Below are 16,645 nucleotides of genomic sequence, written 5' to 3'. Positions count from 1 at the left end.
GACTAACCCGGCGAAGTGCGCCCCTGGGATTGGACCAGTACCATCGTCAATACTGGCCATCCAGGAGCCTCCTTACAATGCCTAAACGCCGTCGCCGGCCACCGCGGTCCAATCAGCTTCTCCTCTGGACACGAGACCTCGGCCCGTATCCAATGAAGCGGCCAGTCCAAGCCCAGGCGCGGTTCCGGCGGTGCGGGGCCACACTCATCCGGGGAATTCCGGCTGGATGAAGTCGGTCGTCGCTCTGCTCCGAATTGCCCGACGGAGGGTCCGGAACTTGGCTAGACATTGATGTTTGTGTGTTGTGGTGTTGAGTGATTTGATGTTACGTCCTGGAGCGGTTCATGTCCGATGTCGAGGACGTTCTGATCGCCACGGCCGGCAAGGCTTTTCGACTGACTCGATTCTACGGCGAGGTGTATGAGGCGGAGCCGGCCGACGTCTCCGAGATCCCGTTCGTCTCAGTCTCGGACTATCACCGGGCGGCCGGCCTGCTCGACTGCGTCGTCGACCGGGAGGCGATGATCGGGACCTTGCCGCCGTATTTCAAGGACGCGAGCCGGTTCCCGTTCACCGTCCCCGAGGACGAGGCCGAGCTCGTGCTCAGGCAACGGCGGATCGTCCGGGCGTTGCACGATCTTGGCGTCGACTTCGGCGCGTCCCCGCGATTCCTGATCGTGGCCGACGGGCGGCGCGGGCCGTTCGCCTGCGAACTCGCCAAGGGGATCTACTGGGAGGGGTTCCAGGCTTCCGTGACCTTCCTGAACGGAGCGGGCGACGATCTCCGGGAGGACGTCGCCATCCACGATCCCGACTATGTTGTGCTGACGAGCCGCCGACATCTGCGCCATGCGCTCGAGCGGCCGCGACACACGGTGATGCTCGTCGAGCATTGCGGCGATCGCCCGATCGACGATCTCGAATACCCTTCGCTGCTCTACGCCGACGAGGTCGACCTCATCGGATCGCGTGCGGCCGGCCGGCCCGTGTACGACTATGACGCGGAACAACTGCTGATCGAGGTCGACCCGGCGTCCCTCCTCTCGCACGTCAGCAAGCTGCAATTCACGTGTTTCCCACTCGTCCGTTACGGCCTCGGTCAGCGCCTGCCGACGGCAAATGCCCCGAAGAAGGAAGCCTCATGATGGTCCGGTTTCATCGTCATGAGGACGGGTCGGTGAGCCTCCTCGGGACGCGCGAGCGCGACCTCGATCGGATGAGGCGATTCTTCGCGCGGCTTTACCGCGAATTCGGCCACTACCGGGCCGTCATGGATGGCTCGGGGTTGCTCCCGGAGGATTCACCCATCGAGGTCCTCGGCCGGTTCCCGCACACGAGCCGGGAGGACTATCGCGACATCCTCCAGCCCGAGGCGCTCTCGCGGCTCAGCGGCGACCGATTTGTCTGCGATTACAGCTCGGGATCCACCGGCCGATGTGTCCTGCGGCTGGCGACCCCGGCCGACGAGCTCGCCGAGCAGGCGATCACCGCGCGGGTCTTCCGCAGGGCCGGGATGCGGGGCGGGGATACGTTCGTCTGCGCCGACGTCGGATTTCCCGAGATCTACGACTTCTACTTCCGGGCCGCGAGGGACGTCGGGGTCCGGCGGGCGACCTTCCTCCACCTCAATCGCGATTACGGGCGGTCGCTGAAGCCAATTCGAGGCCTCGCGCCGGACGTATTCCTCACACTACCGAGCCTCCTGGTCCGGTCCTGGCCCCACCTGCGGTCGGTCTGGCCCCGCCGCCGGTCGCCCATCCGTTCCCTCATCTCCATGGGCGAGCCGATGCACCCCGAGTTCAGGAGGGAGATCGCCGAAACGCTCGGCTGCCGCGTCTATTCCTTCTATGGAACCACCGAGACCGGCGGGTTGGCCGGCGAGTGTGACTGCGGGGCAGGGGACCACTTCGATCCGACTCTGATCGGCGCGACGATCGCCCGGCCGGAATTCGTCGACGATCAGACGGTGCAGGGCGAGCTCTACTTGACGACCTGGCACCTCCGCGACCACCCCGTCGTGAAATATCGCGTCGGCGACGTGGTCCGGGTCACGACCCGGCCGTGCGGGTGCGGAGAGGCCTCTCCCCGGCTGACCGTCGTCGAGCGCACCCACGAGGGTTTCGTGCTCGCCGGCATGAAACTCCGCTATCAAACCATCCTCGACGCCTTGAATCGGGTCGCCGGGGACCTCGGCCTGCTCGCGATCACCCTCAGCGACCTCCCCGAGTCGGAGGGGCATACCCTCATGCGGATCGACCTCCCGGATCGGTTGGCGCCGCTCGAACGCGAGCTCCTGGACGTCCTGAGATACGAGATCTTCGAACTGGACGACCTCTACCAGTTCGGGCTCGTGCGCTTCCAGTTGGACTTCCACACCGACGAGGCGTTCGACCGGCGCAAGGTCCGCCGCGTGACCGATCGACGTCGCTACCTGGGCGACGACTCGTGGGAGGACGCCGATGGTTCGTCGCCGGATCGGACACCCGGCGGCCTCTGACCTTGAGCAGTGCCGGCCGATCCGGGAATCCGATGCCCTTGCCATGGTCGAGCAGGCCCACTAGGGTGGGAAGATCGGGACTCGAGTGAATTCCGCAATTTGCCCGGCCGGCGTGTCCGCCGGGGCGGGTCTCGAGATCAGCGAGTACGCCTTGGTCCGGGAGTCCGCCCGTGTGTGCCTATGCCAAGACCGCGCCCGGCGAGACGTTGACCTACCGTCCGCCCGACCTGCAACGGTACGCAGGGGAGCAGTTCTGCCTCCGGATCACGCCGGAGGACCTCGATCTCGATCGCTGCTTCTTCGTCTACCTCGACGAGCGGTTCGAGGGCTATTCCCTCCGCAAGCTGTTCCAGACCTACTTTTTCGCCCCCGGGCCCGAGCAGGAGGCCGAGATGGCATCCTGGCTGGAGCCGTGGCTGCACATGGACCCGATGCTGCCGAAGAAACGCATGCTCCTCCGGCAAATGTTCGCCAAGGTGCGCGAGCATTCGGGCAAGGTGCTGTTTTACATCAATCACGGGCCCGGTCCCCTCAACCCCGATGACACCGTCCGCAGCCATCTTGGGACCAGCGTGTTCGACGACGGCAGCTTCGACGACAAGATCCTGGACGTAGTGATCGAGTTCTACGCCGACGACGAGCCCCTGCCCGAGCTGGATCAGTGGGCACGGTTCGACCCGATCGACACCTCGCCCGCCGGTGCCGGTGCGGGTGCGTGGGCGGGTGCAGGCGCGGCAGGACCCGCCGCGGACTTCAATCGGAGGAGCATCTTCGGCACACTGGGCATGCTCATGATCGCCATGTTGAGCTTGCCCTTCCTGTTGTTCAGTTGCAGGGGGGGAAGAGGTGGCAATCCCCGACGTGGCTTCGGGGGAGGTGGCTTCGGGGGAGGGATGCTCTAAATTGACAGGCCGGTTCGAATTCGTCCTCATCGACCCCGTCCGGGACTCGTCCCTGAAGATCGCCATACCCCATGCCTGTCGGGTCCGGACCCTCGGGGACCTGTTCTCGTTCTATCGCTTCGCTGATCTTGAGACGCTCGCCTCCGCCTCCGCCTCCGCCTCGGCAGGGCAACTCCTCGAGCTGAGACGATACGCGGACAGCCTGTTCCTCCTCACGGACGGGGGAGCCCTGGGCGAGCTCGACCCCGACCTCCGGTTCAAGATCGGCGGCCGGGCGTGCGATCTGGATCATCGGTTCGACGGCGCGACTGCCGCCGGCCCGATCCCGATCGAGATCGACCGATCCCACACGGGCTATACCCGGAATTGGCCGGCCTACCTGTCGCGGCGCTGGGGACTCAGGGCCGACGCCTTTTCGGAATTCGTCGAATCCGTCGTCGAGGAGGCCTACGGCCGGGAGGCCGGGACTGTCCTGCGGCTCGACGCCCCTGACCGGGTCCGCCGCTTCCTCACCGCGGTCGCGGGACGGATCCATGCCGCTCCTTACGAGACCTATTCCCGCTACCTCGAGCCTTGCTCGCCGTTCAGGGGCTGCGATCAGACCCTCGATCGGATCCTCGAAGGCGACGGGGGCAACTGCGCCGAGAAGGCCATGGCGCTCTATCTCGTCGCGCACGCCTACGGGATCCAGGCCGAGGTCGTCCTCGGGGGCGAAGAGGCCGTGGGGAGCTTCCCCTATCGTACCCTCCGGTCGATCCTCGACCGGCGCACGTTTGACTTCGCGGGCACCCAGGACGCGCAGCGCTACTGGCAGCACTACGCCATCCTCTGCCGGTTGGCCGGAGACGCCGAGGAGCACCTGTTCTGCGATGTCGCGGGGTCGAACATCCCGTTCCTCTGCCTGTGCACCGAGGAGGCCTCGGCGTACCTAAACCCGGCGTGCAGGAAGGCAATCCGGGTCGCCATCACCCTCGAACCGATCCGGCTCTATTACCACAGGCTCGCACGCCGCCAGGACTTGCCCCTGGATCTCTACTACGCCATGGAGCACTTCATCGAGTCGATCGATGTGATCCAGACGGTCGACAACGAACTCGGCCTCCTGCACACCGGCGACTATTGGGTCGGCGCGGTCGCCTACCGCGGCCGACGCGAGCTTGGCCGTATCATGGGCGAATACGAACGATTCGTCGGTCGGGCGGGCTTCGACGCGCGAGCCGACCTCTGTTTCACCCGGAACTTGATCTCGGCCCGACATCCCCTCCTCGAGCAGTTCCTCGGTGCCTACCCACGCGGGGCCAGCCGGATCAACGCGGCCGACACACGGATCCGGCAGCGTATCCGTTCCGCGGATCCTCACCTCGAAACGTGTTATGTCATTGTCAACCTGAAGAAGAAGGCCGTCCGATCGTAGGCCAGGGCGGGTGCCAGCCGCCGGACGGCCCGATCATGAGCCGCTGCAACGATTGGCGCTGCAACGGTGCGTCATTTGCCCGAAATGATGGTGATCGTTGCAAAAGATGGGCTTGTGATTCGACTTGATTCGATGTGAGGAACGAGTATCCTCCATGCCCCCGAGCCGGGTGGCCCGCGATCCGAAACAGGCGGGATCAGGACTGACGCCCGGCTCGTTCCGCATCGCGAGGCAGGGACGTCCCCATGAACATCTTGAGGCTCTCGCTGATCTTGATCGTTTTGGTGCTCGGATCGCCGGCGCTGCCGGCTCAGACCTCCGACCCCAAAGCCCCCACTATCGAACTCCCCCCACTCCCCGCTCTGACCCCCGACCCCAAAACTGCCGACACTCCCGCCGCCCCCGCCCCCGCTGCCGAGTACGCCGGTGCGAAGCCGAGTGAGGCCGCGCGCTGGAATAACCGTACGACGCCGCGCAAGATGTTGGAGACGTTCTACTTCGCGATCACGGGCTATGACCGCTCACCCAGCCTGATCGTCAATGCGATCGACTGCCTCGACCTGAACGGCCTCGACCCCGAGATGCGCGAGCGGGACGCCGCGCTGCTCGCCCATCAACTTGAATTCATCCTGAATCGCCAAGGGATCCCACTCTACTCAGTCCCCGATCACTCCGAAGGGGACCGGGTGGTGCTGGACGAGGTGGGGGGACAGCCGATTGCGTTGGCGAAGCAGGCTGACGGCCTCTGGCAGTTTGACTCGACCACGGTTGGGCGGATTGGGCGATTGAGGAAGCTTGCTTCCGCCGGGCAACATGAGGCGCAAGAGGCCCGGTCGAAAATGGCCGAGGGGCGGACCGATCCGGCCGCGACGATTCGCACGTTCGCCGGGGCCGCGATGGGTCGGCGCGACTTCGCGGCGGCCGCACGGTGCCTGGACCTTCGCGACATCCCGTCCAAGCTCCGCGCCACCGAGGGCGCGAAGATGGCGCGGAAGCTCGCGTTCGTGATGCAGCGGTGTGGGTTCATGTTCTCACAAGAGGTCCCCAACGACCCGGAAGGCTATCGCTACGTCTGGCACTCCAACCATCGCGGGCGGATCATGCTGGAGCGGGTCCGACTTCCCGAAGGGCAGGACGCCTGGCTGTTCACACGCGGTAGCCTGCGCAACCTCGATGCGCTGGTCGAGGGGTTTCGCGCCAGGACGCCCGACCCACGCTACGCCACCATCGGCGTGGTGATCGGTGAGGACGTTCTGGTCACCGACCGCGAGGCGAAGGTGCCGCCGCCGGCGGGCGTGCCGGCCGGGCTGGGCTCGCCCCGAAAGACGCTCCGCCTGTTTCTCGAGTCGATGGACGAGCTGGAGTTCGACGGCGATCGGTCGCGGGACTTGCTCGCCTGCCTCGAACTCGACTCGCTGGCGCCTGAGATTCGCACCAGCATGGGGCTGCGGCTGGCCGCCAAGCTCGAAGCGGTCTTGCACCGGCTCCGCGTCGATTTGATGTCGGTCGCCGACACCTGGGAGGCGGACTCGCTGGTCCTCGGTCGCGACACCGATTGGCAGGTCACCCTGGCTCGAAGCAAGGATGGCGCCTGGCGATTCGACCGTGAGACCGTGTCCCGCGTGCCCGACCTGTTCGAGCGGCTCACCCCCGAGGAGAAGACGGCCCGCGAACGGCGGTCGAACTTTCACTCGGCACAACAGGTCATGCGAACCCTTCTGCATGCCTCTGACAATGGCGATCTCGATCTGGCGGCCCGCTGCCTCGACCTCGACGGCGTGCCTCAGGGCGCCCGTGAAGAGCTGGGCACGATCCTCGCCTACAAGCTCAAGTTCGTTCTTGACCGGATCGGCCGAGTGGCGGTGGAGGAACTCCCATCCGAGGCCGACGGCCCCCGGTATCACTATTACCGTGGCCCGTTGGGGCGGATCGACCTGGTAAGACGCTCCGAAGAGCCTCGCCTCGGCGACTGGCAGTTCTCACGCGAGACGGTCGCGCGGATCGAGTCGATGTTCCGCGGCCTGGCCGATCGCCCGGTCGACGCGACCTTGTCACGCGAGCGGGCGGTGACGGCGATCCCCTCGATCCGGGTGGTTCCCTCGCTCTGGCTTCGCCATCAGTTGCCCGCCTGGCTCCGTGGCCCTGCGCCGGGGCTCGACCTCTATCAGTGGGTCGGCCTGGCAATCGCCCTGCTGACCTGCGGGGTCGCGTCGTGGTTGGGGCTCCAGGTCATCGAGCGGTTGGCCTGCCGCGCCCTGCGTTGGGGCGGGTTCGACCTCGATCGCGAGCTGGTCGCCAGCAAATTGCGGCCCCTCTCGTTCCAGCTCGGCCTGATCTGCCTCTACCACCTTCTCCGGTTGCTCGACCTGCCCGCGGCCGTCGTCGGGGCCACGATTCCGGCCGTGAAAGTGGTCTGGATCGGCCTGCTGGGCTGGACGGCCTTCCGCCTGATCGACCTGGGAATGATCCTCTACGCCCGGAGCGAGCGGCTGCACGACCGCCGCAGCCTCAGCGACATGATCGTGCCGACGGCCGCCAACGGCATGAAGCTGGCCGTGCTGGTGGTGGTGGCCTCCTGTCAGGTCTACCTGATCGGCAGCCGCGAGACCCTCACCCAGCTTCTCGCCGGGCTCGGTTTGGTCGGTTTGGCCGCGTCGCTCGCGGCCCAGGACACCCTCAAGAACTTCTTCGGAACCCTTCTGCTGATCGGCGAGCATCCGTTCCGCATCGGCGAACATGTCGCGGTCCAGAACGTGGAAGGAACGGTCGAGAGCGTCGGCTTCCGCTCGACCCGGCTGCGCACCTTCGAGGACTCGTTGCTCACGATCCCCAACTCAGTCATGGCCGCCGCCCTGATCGACAACCGAGGCGCCCGAACCTGCCGACGCTTCCGCACCACCATCTCGCTGGCCTACGGCACGCCGACTGACAAACTCGTCGCCTTGCGTGACGCCCTGAGGGCGTTCGCGGCGAGCCAGCAGCCCCGGTTCATCCCCGACAAGATCGAGATTCATATCGGTGGCCTGAGTGCAAGCTGCGTGGAGCTTTTCATCCAGCTCTTCTTCCGAGTGCCTTCCTTCACCGAGGAAATGGCCTGCCGCGACGAGCTGAGTCGGGAGATCCTGGTGCAGGCCGAGCGTCTTGGCGTCGAGCTCGCCTTCCCGACCCAGACGATCCACCTGGCCAGCTCCGGCGCCGAGCCCACGCCGGGCCCTCGGATGTCGAAGCCGTTCGGTCGCGAACGCCCGGAGGCCTCGCGGCACGGGATCAGCTTCCCCGCCAGTGGGTTCTCCACTTCGACCGATTGACCGACCGTCCCCCGCGACCCGAATAAGGATACGATCCTCGCGAGCGGCCCTGATCCGCTTGCGGGGATCGTTCTCGTTCCATCATGGTCGCATGTTGATTCCTTCGCTTGCTCCCTTGCGTTGTGCCAGGGCACTCGGTAGTTTAACAAAAATATGACTGTGATTGATGGGCGTCGGAGACCAACACGCTTGATCTCGCCGTTCTGATTCCTGAAAACCTACGCACACGCCAAGCTTTTCGTCTCTTCGCATGCCGACGCTCGCTGAGAGCACCACCGACTCGCAGACACCATCATTCCTCCCGGCGCACCGAACCCGGCACGGCCCCTCCGACGGCGGGGTGATGCAATGCGCAAGCCGCATCGTGATCCGATCCGGGTGAAGTCACGGGGATATCCGGAGGCCAGGATCATGAAGTCGAGCCGACGCGACGCGTTCACCCTGATCGAACTGCTCGTAGTGATTGCGATTATTGCCGTCCTGATCGCCTTACTTCTCCCCGCGGTGCAGGCGGCGCGCGAGGCCGCCCGGCGGATGCAGTGCGTGAACAACCTCAAGCAGCTCGGCCTGGCGCTGCACAACTATCATGGTGTGAACGATCGGTTCCCCATCGGCGTCGGTCGCAACCCGCTCACCGGAACGAGCATGATCGACCCGATTACGAACCTGCCCACGACCTTCAAGCAGCCGTTTGTGGTGGGCCTGTTGCCGTACTATGAACAGCAGAGTGCTTACAATGCTTATAATATGAACCTGGTCTTTAATACTCCCGACAATCTGACCACACGCACCGTCCGCCTGGCGATCTATCAGTGCCCGTCCGATACCCCGCAAGTCTTCGGCCAACTCGCCGGCGCCGCGAATGACCCGAGGGACCCGAAGGGGAACTACGGCCCGAACTGGGGAACGAAGGAATACTGGGACCAGGGGTTCGGGACCAAGGTGGCGGCGGCTCCGTTCTACATGAGCTATGGGGCCAGTTTCGCCGAAATCATCGATGGGACCAGCAACACGCTGGCGATGTTGGAGATGCGTCAGACCCCCTCACCCAGCGGGAATCCGCAAGCCACTGACCGCCGCGGCCGGCTCTGGAATGACGACAGTGCCTGCTATCAGGTCTCGACCCGGTTCGGACCCAACAGCCGTCTGCCGGACCTCAGCGTTTGCGTTCACGACCCTGGGCAAGGCATCCCTTGTATCAACGACACCGACTCCACGCACTCCTTGACGTTCTACATGGGCGCCCGCAGCCGGCACCCGGGCGGCGTCAATGGCCTGCTCTGCGACGGCTCGGTCCGCTACTTCAAGGACTCGATCGCGCTGCCCCCTTGGCAAGGGCTGAGCACCATGCGGGGCGGGGAGGTGATCTCCAGTGACCAGTACTGATTCGTTTCGCACGGTCAGGGGTCGGCCGTCGGTGGCGCTTGGTCTCGCACTCCTCATCGCGTCGGTCGCCGGGTGCGGCGGCTCGTCGGCCGACGGCTTCTCAAGGTTCCCGGTCGAGGGCACGGTCACGCTCGACGGGAAACCACTCAACACCGGCACGATCAGCTTCAACGCGCTCCAGCAAGGCGCCTCGGCCTCGGGCCCGATCGCCGATGGGGCGTTCCGGCTCGCCGATGCCGACGGCCTTAGCCCCGGCCCCTATCGCGTCGAGATCTACAGCCTCCAGCCCACGGGGAAGAAGGTCCCGCATGCCGACGACCCGGGGATGCTGGTCGACGCGACGGTCAACGTCGTCCCCAAGTCGTACAACATCAACTCGGTACTCAAGGCCGAGATTCCCTCCGGGGGACCGAAGGAGCCGTTGTCCTTCCCGCTGGTCAGCCCGCCCGCCAAACCACTGAAGCGGTAACCGAGCCGCCTGCCGTCCGGGGACCAAACACCGGACGGCTCGACCTGGGGTGGAGGGGACAATAGATTTGCGGGTGTTGATGGGATCAGTCATGCATGTGGCTGAGGTAGAGTCGCTCCAAATCGGCGTGACCGATCTCGTCGGTGCGCATCGTGTCAACCAATTGACCTTGTTTCATGATCCCGAATCGGGTGCCCGACTCCTTGGCGCGGAAGAGGTCGTGGGTGGCCATGAGGACTGCGACGCCCGCATCACTGAGCTGTTCGAGCAGTCCCGAGAACTCGTTGGAGGCCTTCGGGTCCAGGCCGGAGGTCGGTTCGTCGAGCAGGAGTGCCTCGGCCTCCTTGGCCAGGGCGATTGCGATTCCCACCTTTTGACGCATCCCTTTCGAGTACGTCGAGACCCGCCGACTCGTTGCCTGGGCCGGCAGCCCGGAACGAGTGAGGAAGTCGGCCAGATTCTCGCGAGAATAATGACCTTTACCGGCCAGGGTGGCAAAGTATTCCAGGTTTTCCAGGCCCGAGAAGTTTTTATAGAGCATGACCTGCTCAGGGATGTAGGACAGGTATCGCTTGGTCTCGAGCGGGTTCTCAACCACATCCAGCCCCTTGACGCGAACCGTCCCCGAGGTCGGCTGGATGAAGTTGAGGAAGAGGTTGATGGTCGTCGTCTTGCCCGCACCGTTGCCCCCCAGGAGGCAGAACACCTCCCCGGGCTCGATTGTGAGGGTGAGTCGGTCGAGGGCGAGCTGCCCGTCGTAACGCTTCGTCAGACCGATCGCTTCAAGCATCGAACAGGTCTCGTTGAGGGAAATAAAGGGGGCGAATCCAAGGATTCACGAAAATGCAAATTCAAGACGTCGTGATGGGACTGCGCAAGCGAACCAACCCGACGACGTAGAGAGTCGCGGTCCAGGAACCGAGGATTAGAAAGCTCCGCCCGAGCTGCGTCGGGTGAAGTCGTTGCCCGAGGTCAAGCCCGCTGTAGCTCGGTAGGCGGTCGTAGTCGTCCAGGATCAGATCGTCTCGGGTCATCATCTTCGGACGCAGATAATCCATGAACTCGGTGTGGTACTGCTCGGCGAGCGCCGTGAACTCGAGGTGATGTGTGAGGCTGGTCCCGGCGAGGTCGTCCATCGCCGCCTTGACGGCGAGGGCCGGGGAGAGGGACTGCCACAGCCCCGCGAATCGGACCTGATCCGTAATCCGATCGCGATGACGCTGGAGGACGGGCCGCATCTGCCGATCGACTTCGAACCCGATCACGTTCCAACGCATTTGGCCATAGGGATCTGCTTGCTTGTTCGGCCGTTCCAGCTCGGGATGGTCGCGATAGTATTGATCGAGGAGTTCCCGGCCCTTCTTCTCGGCTTCGGCGTTGACTTCGCGCTCGAAGGTAATGAGCTCGGCTCGAGGGGGGGGCGGTGAAGCGAAGGCGGCCCCTTTGCTGATCGCGGCCGGGACGACGATGACCATCCCAATCCAGCAGGCCATCAGGGCGATCGCGTGGGCAATCGACGAGCCGCCGAGCGTGTTCAAAGTCAGAGCCAGCCCCCCCCAGAGCGCACCGTAGACGAGGACGAGCGCGGCCCAAACTGTGAACCGGGCCGCCGTCGCAGGATTGAGAAGGTTCGTCCCCCCCGCGAGCAGCCCTAGCGCGGACACGCCGACGACCAGGGACACCGGCACGCCGACGCGGACAAGGAGCCTGGCCAGGACAACCTGGAGATAGGGAGTCGGCTGAGAGAGCGTCAAGGCCAGGACGCCTCGCTCGCGGTCCGTCGAGATCAGGTCGTGGTTGAGCACGAGCAGGACCAACGGGAAGAGAGCGACAGCCAGCGAGGCGAGGTCGAAGGGCCCGGTCGCGAGCTGGAACGGGTTGATGATGTCTTCACGCTCGAAATTGGTCCGCTTCGATCGCGCCGTGATTTTGAGGCGGTCCGGCCAGAGGTCGCTATGGCCGATCGAGAGGGGAGCAAGCGGCGCCGGGGGAAGTAACGCATTCCAGAGCGCCCCGAAATAGGCGAGCGACGTCGGCAACTTCGCGATCACGCGCACGGTCTTCGCGTGCGACTTCTCATGGTCGTTCAGCGAGCGGCCCGCGATTTGTTCGAGATCGGTCTGATCCGTGAAGGCCGAGCGGAGGAACTTGTGGTTCTCGATCTCCTTGGCTCGAAACTGATCGATGACGGCCCGGCGTTCACCAGACCACGACAAGCCCACGCCGAAGGCGAGCCCCGTGAGCACGGCCAGAATCGCCAGCGTCAATCCGAAGGACCGTTCGGCTGCCGCGAGCCGCCATTCCCATTTGACTAAATGAAAGAAATGCGGAAGTGTTGAGTGCATGCCAATCGACTCCAGCACTGAGGGGGGGGGCACCGTTTACAAGGCGGGCGAGAGCGGAATGCCCCTCGCATTGCATTCAAGTGGAGGAATCGAGGGAACCAGCTCTGATTCAGCCCCGATGTGTGGCGCATGACAGTTCGGGATCGTTCGCCGAGTCCCATGCTTTCTACCAAGCGGGGCGGCCCGAGGTTTCTCAGGGCAGCCCGCTGGAGACCCGCCCAGGACGCTCATTCGCCCTGAAAGGCGGTCGAACGGGGGACGCCCACCGGGGCCGAGGGGTGTGGGCTTTATCCTCCCCCGAGTTAGGCTATCCTGTTGTGTGTTTGGAGTGGAGACATGACGAATAAATTGTTCATTGTTCATTGTTCGGGGTTACTGGGGTCGCCACGTCGGGGCGGATACCGGCGCGAGCGTGGGTAACTCGGCGGTAGGCCTCTCTATTCGTCGTTCTGAATCCGGGGTTTGGCCGTAAGGGCGAGGCCGGCTGAGAGGACGAACCAGGCCTGGAGCAGGATGAGCCCGGGGGCGGAGTTACGGGCGGCCCAGGTCCAGTCAGGCATTCGATAGCGGAACGTATCCACCGACTCCCACAGGTCTCGGCCGGCCTGCCCGCCTTCCTCCGTCGGCCCCGCCGGCTTCTGGCGGGCGAGGGCTTCATTCATCGCCCGAATGAGGCCGCGACGATACGTCTCTGCGGCCCGGCTGAATCGCTCATGGTGCGGCCGGTCGGTCCCCGTCAGCGACATCGAGGCCATCCGGATCGCGAGAAAGGGCGACGCCCAGGCGCAACTCCCCACGACCTGGTCCTGGCGGCCGAAGATCGCCTCGAGGGATGCGTTGGCTTCATCGTGGAGTTTGTCCGTGAATTCTTCGGAGGCCTGCATCATGACGCCCTCGAAGTTGATCGGGAGGTCTTGCTTCCGCTTGACCTGATATTTCGCCAGGTACTTGGCCTCCAGCTCATTGACCATCGCGCGGACCGGATTCTCACCTTTGGCGTTGAAGCGGGCGGCGCGGTTGGACTTCTGCTCGAGCTCCTCCTGCGTGGGGAGGGGATGGAGGCGGCTTGCCGACTCGTTCGCCAAGCGGGGCACGAGCAGCGTCGACGTCGCCCAGACGGCGATGAGAAGGATGAGGGCCACCTTGGAGGACTTTGCCCGAGCAGAGACGGCCAGGGTGAAGCCGATCCACCCTCCCAGGTAGGCCGCGTAGCCGAACGCGAGTAGGCCCGCCCGGATCACGATATCTGAGGGCGAGCCTCCATCCTCCGTAGTCGTGAGGACCCAGCCAAAGATCGGGGCGAGTGGCGCGATGATGAGCCCGACCACCGCCAGGATCGCGATCGATTTGCCGAGGACCAGCGTTCGGTTCGGGATCCCGAGGCTGAGCACGAGGGGAAGCGTCCCTCGCTCACGCTCTCCGGAAACGGCCGAGAAGCCGAGCAGGATAACGACCAGAGGGAGCACGACCTGGAGCATGAGGGCCGTGGTCGAGGCGTCGAATCGCAACGAGTCCGTCGCGTCCGCGGCCGGTCGGTTTGCCAGGCGATGCTGATGATGCGCCTCGATCCTGACGGTTGTTCCCAGGTAGGGGTCGAGTCCGGGGTCGAAGAAGGCCAAGGGGGGCTTCGGCTTGAACAGGAAGATGCCGTGATGGGCTGCGCCGTGGGGATCGCGCTGGCCTTGATTCAGCCAGTTCTCCCGCGCGGCGTGCTGCGACTGGCGCTGGACGTTACCGAGCCGCCGCGATTCGTACCCGCCGATCGCGAGGACGCCAACGAGCAGAACCGGGACGACGGCGACCGACCGGCATAGCCGTTGATCGCGGGAAAGCTCGCGCAGTTCTTTGCCGACTACCTTCCAGAGCATAGGGGATCTCGTTCCTCGATATCGATCATGCAAAAAATGAGGCCGCGTGATCGGGAGGGGGACGCTCAGGAAACCTGTTCCGAAGGGGGAGAGGTGGCCGGATAGCCAACCCGGCTGGCGGCGAGACCGGCGGCAACCACGCCGATCATCGACCAGGCCAACGCGACGGCCCTCCGCTCCGGGATCAATTGCTCGACATAGATCCAGGGGGAGAACCAGGCGAGCAGCGGAGGATAGAGGACACCCCAGGCAAGGCCGCCTGCCCCTGCTCGGGCCACGGCGCGGCGGCCTTCTGTCGGATCCGAGCACCTGAAGCCAGCTGCTATACCGGCCGCGATCCCCAGCACGGCCCAGACGAGACCGTGGATGATCGAGGCCAGGGCGAGGTCCTGGTCGCCGACTCCGCGGAGGCCGAAGGAGGCGAATCCCACCGCGCCCGCCAAGGCGCCGAGTGCGAGACCGACCAGGCCGGCCTTCGACATGCCGGTGATCGTTGCTCGACGGATCGACTTGGCTCGGGGCGTCGCGAGGTAGGATGTGCCACCCAGCGCCAGTCCCATCAGGCCCAGGCCGAGCGACGCTCTGGCCAATTTCTGCCGGCGGAACAAGGTTTCCAGCCGGATCGCAACCGACGGTAGGGGAGCCTCGCCCGATTTGGCAATGGCCTGGTCGGCGAACGTGAACGACTGCTCGGTCGCCACCAACAATACCCAAGCGAACGCCCCTCCGAGGCCGATGCCCAACAGCGAGGACCAGACTCCGCCCTTGTTCCTCGCGTTCCTCATCGCGCCTCCCCCGCCGTCACGACGGATCTCCTCATCACCACAGAGCCTTGCACCTTGTCGATCCCGATCATTTCGGGGCGAGATCGCCGTATTCCAATTCGAGACGTTCCTGGCGAATCCGCTTCTCTCTCTCGCTGAGCCCAGGCGGATTCTTCTTCTGTTGCTCGTACTCTTCCCGGCGTTGTTCATCCTGTTTCGCGATGATCCCCGGAGAAGGTCCGCACCCGCTCGTATGCCCCAGCGTGAGCAGTAGGAATCCGAGGCGCCAGTTTGTGCTGTTCGCAGTCATGCTCATGCCTCGCTCGGTTCCGATGGAAGTGCCGCCGACTTCAGGGGCGAGGCGACGTCACCACTGGTCTCCACCGATGCTTTCCCCGCCGTTGTTCGATCCCAGGGCCCACCAGACTCTCGGGTCGATCGTCTGTTTCGCGAACCGGACGGAGCCGTCGCCCATCAAGGTGTTGACTCCCCCCGAGTGGGCGCTGCTCGCGGTGGATCCGCCGTCGCCGTCCCATTCGTGGACGTTGTCGGCCCAGTCTGAGCTATTCGGGAAGTAGCACGACTTCTGGTTCGGGGTCATGAGGTGATTGTAGGTGTTGTGGTTGGAGACATATCCATCGAGCCATTGAGCGCCCACACGAATCGATGCGGCCCATCGGTCGCTCAGGGGCAGGGCCTGGCAGCGCGCGGCCAGGGAGACGAGGGTTTCCGGCGCGGTGTTTGCGAGCCAACGATAGACGACTCGGGTATCGGGGACGCTGGTGTCCAGGTAGAGCAGGCCGTCGTTCTTGAGCCGTTCGCTGTAGGCGACGGTGTTGGAGAGACCGTCGCTGACCGTTGCGGGGGTGATCTTGATCCTCGGGTCGGACCTGGCCGCCGCGAACCGCTCGGTCGCCATGTCATAGTCGAGGGAGACCAATCCATTGGGCTTCGGCCAGGCGGTGTCGCTCATGGTCCGTTCGCCGTTGACACCGGTTGCGTTCCGGGGCCAGCCGAAGTTGCCGACGTAGCTCAGGTTGCCGAAAATCCTTGGGCTGGGGAGCAGCTCGTTGCGGCGGTTCTTCACCGGATCGGAGGGGCAGAGGAAGACGGCGATCGTCGCCTCTCTCGCCGTCCGGTTGCCCGAGTGCCCTGAATAGACGTATGCGTTTGGGTCGGAGAGAATGATTCCGTTGGCGACTGTCGGGTCGATGTAGGGGAGCATTCGGGTCTGCGCGGTGTAGTACGTGGCGGCCGGGTCGTTGGCGGGGAAGAAACCGTGGGTGTCGAGATGGTTGTGCATCGCCAACCCGATTTGCTTGAGGTGGTTCGTGCATTGGGCCCTCCGCGCCGCCTCGCGGGCTGCCTGGACCGCGGGAAGCAGGAGCCCGATAAGGATCGCGATGATGGCGATGACCACCAAGAGTTCGATCAGTGTAAAGCCGTTCCGTCTCATCATCTTCACCTTGCGTGTCAATATTTATTGAAAGGGAAGGGGAACAGCCATCGATTTAGGGGAGAACCTTGTCGATGCCGAGCGTCTCGGCTACGTCCACGGGTTACACTATCATTTGTGCCGGCCAACGTTCTTTCGTTCCCACTCTGCTGCTTTTCGTCCCTCGCGCCCTAATCATGCCCCGCTTGGGTCGCTTCTCCTGGGACCGCGGGCGTCCCGCCTACGGTCCCAGGGGA

General features: G+C 64.6%; 13 protein-coding genes. 7 read left to right on the top strand and 6 right to left on the bottom strand.

Translation table 11 applies throughout. The annotated features are described in order from the left end of the window. Positions 1 to 344: 344 nt before the first annotated feature. The 7 genes from BUS42_RS15215 to BUS42_RS15185 all read left to right on the top strand — a co-directional run bounded on the left by BUS42_RS15215 (position 345) and on the right by BUS42_RS15185 (position 9,976). Positions 345 to 1,145 carry a hypothetical protein gene (locus tag BUS42_RS15215; RefSeq protein ID WP_074307637.1) on the top strand — a complete coding sequence of 267 codons (801 nt, stop codon included), beginning with the start codon at positions 345 to 347 and terminating at the stop codon, positions 1,143 to 1,145. Further along, complete coding sequence (locus BUS42_RS15210) at positions 1,142 to 2,497, top strand: phenylacetate--CoA ligase family protein (RefSeq protein ID WP_143206335.1); 1,356 nt, start codon at positions 1,142 to 1,144, stop codon at positions 2,495 to 2,497. The genes BUS42_RS15215 and BUS42_RS15210 overlap by 4 nt, the downstream gene beginning before the upstream one ends. A gap of 170 nt (positions 2,498 to 2,667) precedes the next feature. Then, the gene (locus BUS42_RS15205) at positions 2,668 to 3,399 is read left to right on the top strand and encodes a hypothetical protein (protein ID WP_074307635.1); all 732 of its coding nucleotides are present in this window, start codon (positions 2,668 to 2,670) and stop codon (positions 3,397 to 3,399) included. A gap of 1 nt (position 3,400) precedes the next feature. Next, positions 3,401 to 4,813 (top strand): hypothetical protein, encoded by a 1,413-nt coding sequence (locus BUS42_RS15200; RefSeq protein ID WP_074307634.1) that lies wholly within the window; start codon positions 3,401 to 3,403, stop codon positions 4,811 to 4,813. A 245-nt stretch (positions 4,814 to 5,058) separates the two neighbouring features. Beyond that, a complete protein-coding gene (locus tag BUS42_RS15195; protein WP_074307633.1) occupies positions 5,059 to 8,121 on the top strand; it encodes a mechanosensitive ion channel family protein in 3,063 nt (1,020 codons plus the stop codon). 411 nt (positions 8,122 to 8,532) lie between these two features. Further along, positions 8,533 to 9,507 carry a DUF1559 domain-containing protein gene (locus BUS42_RS15190; protein WP_074311084.1) on the top strand — a complete coding sequence of 325 codons (975 nt, stop codon included), beginning with the start codon at positions 8,533 to 8,535 and terminating at the stop codon, positions 9,505 to 9,507. Continuing rightward, positions 9,494 to 9,976 carry a hypothetical protein gene (locus BUS42_RS15185; RefSeq protein WP_074307632.1) on the top strand — a complete coding sequence of 161 codons (483 nt, stop codon included), beginning with the start codon at positions 9,494 to 9,496 and terminating at the stop codon, positions 9,974 to 9,976. Before BUS42_RS15190 ends, BUS42_RS15185 begins: the two co-directional genes overlap by 14 nt. A gap of 85 nt (positions 9,977 to 10,061) precedes the next feature. On the opposite strand, the gene BUS42_RS15180 is transcribed toward BUS42_RS15185, so the two are convergent. From BUS42_RS15180 to BUS42_RS15155, 6 genes are all read right to left on the bottom strand, one after another. Then, a complete protein-coding gene (locus tag BUS42_RS15180) occupies positions 10,062 to 10,766 on the bottom strand; it encodes an ABC transporter ATP-binding protein (RefSeq protein WP_074307631.1) in 705 nt (234 codons plus the stop codon). A 61-nt stretch (positions 10,767 to 10,827) separates the two neighbouring features. Beyond that, entirely contained in the window at positions 10,828 to 12,321 is a 1,494-nt protein-coding gene (locus BUS42_RS15175) for a DUF3526 domain-containing protein (protein WP_074307630.1), read from the bottom strand. Positions 12,322 to 12,758: 437 nt separating this feature from the next. Further along, positions 12,759 to 14,189 carry a DUF3526 domain-containing protein gene (locus BUS42_RS15170; protein WP_074307629.1) on the bottom strand — a complete coding sequence of 477 codons (1,431 nt, stop codon included), beginning with the start codon at positions 14,187 to 14,189 and terminating at the stop codon, positions 12,759 to 12,761. Positions 14,190 to 14,254: 65 nt separating this feature from the next. Then, positions 14,255 to 14,974, bottom strand: a complete 720-nt coding sequence (locus BUS42_RS15165; RefSeq protein WP_074307628.1) for a hypothetical protein — start codon at positions 14,972 to 14,974, stop codon at positions 14,255 to 14,257. A gap of 67 nt (positions 14,975 to 15,041) precedes the next feature. Further along, positions 15,042 to 15,269 (bottom strand): hypothetical protein, encoded by a 228-nt coding sequence (locus BUS42_RS15160; protein WP_074307627.1) that lies wholly within the window; start codon positions 15,267 to 15,269, stop codon positions 15,042 to 15,044. Positions 15,270 to 15,320: 51 nt separating this feature from the next. Further along, the gene (locus BUS42_RS15155) at positions 15,321 to 16,412 is read right to left on the bottom strand and encodes a DUF1559 family PulG-like putative transporter (protein WP_143206482.1); all 1,092 of its coding nucleotides are present in this window, start codon (positions 16,410 to 16,412) and stop codon (positions 15,321 to 15,323) included. Positions 16,413 to 16,645 lie beyond the last annotated feature (233 nt).

Origin of the sequence: Singulisphaera sp. GP187 (assembly GCF_900129635.1) — a bacterium.
In the GTDB taxonomy this organism is placed as follows: domain Bacteria; phylum Planctomycetota; class Planctomycetia; order Isosphaerales; family Isosphaeraceae; genus Singulisphaera.
The sequence above is the reverse complement of the archived record's forward strand: the minus strand, read 5'-3'. Positions and strand labels throughout refer to the sequence as shown.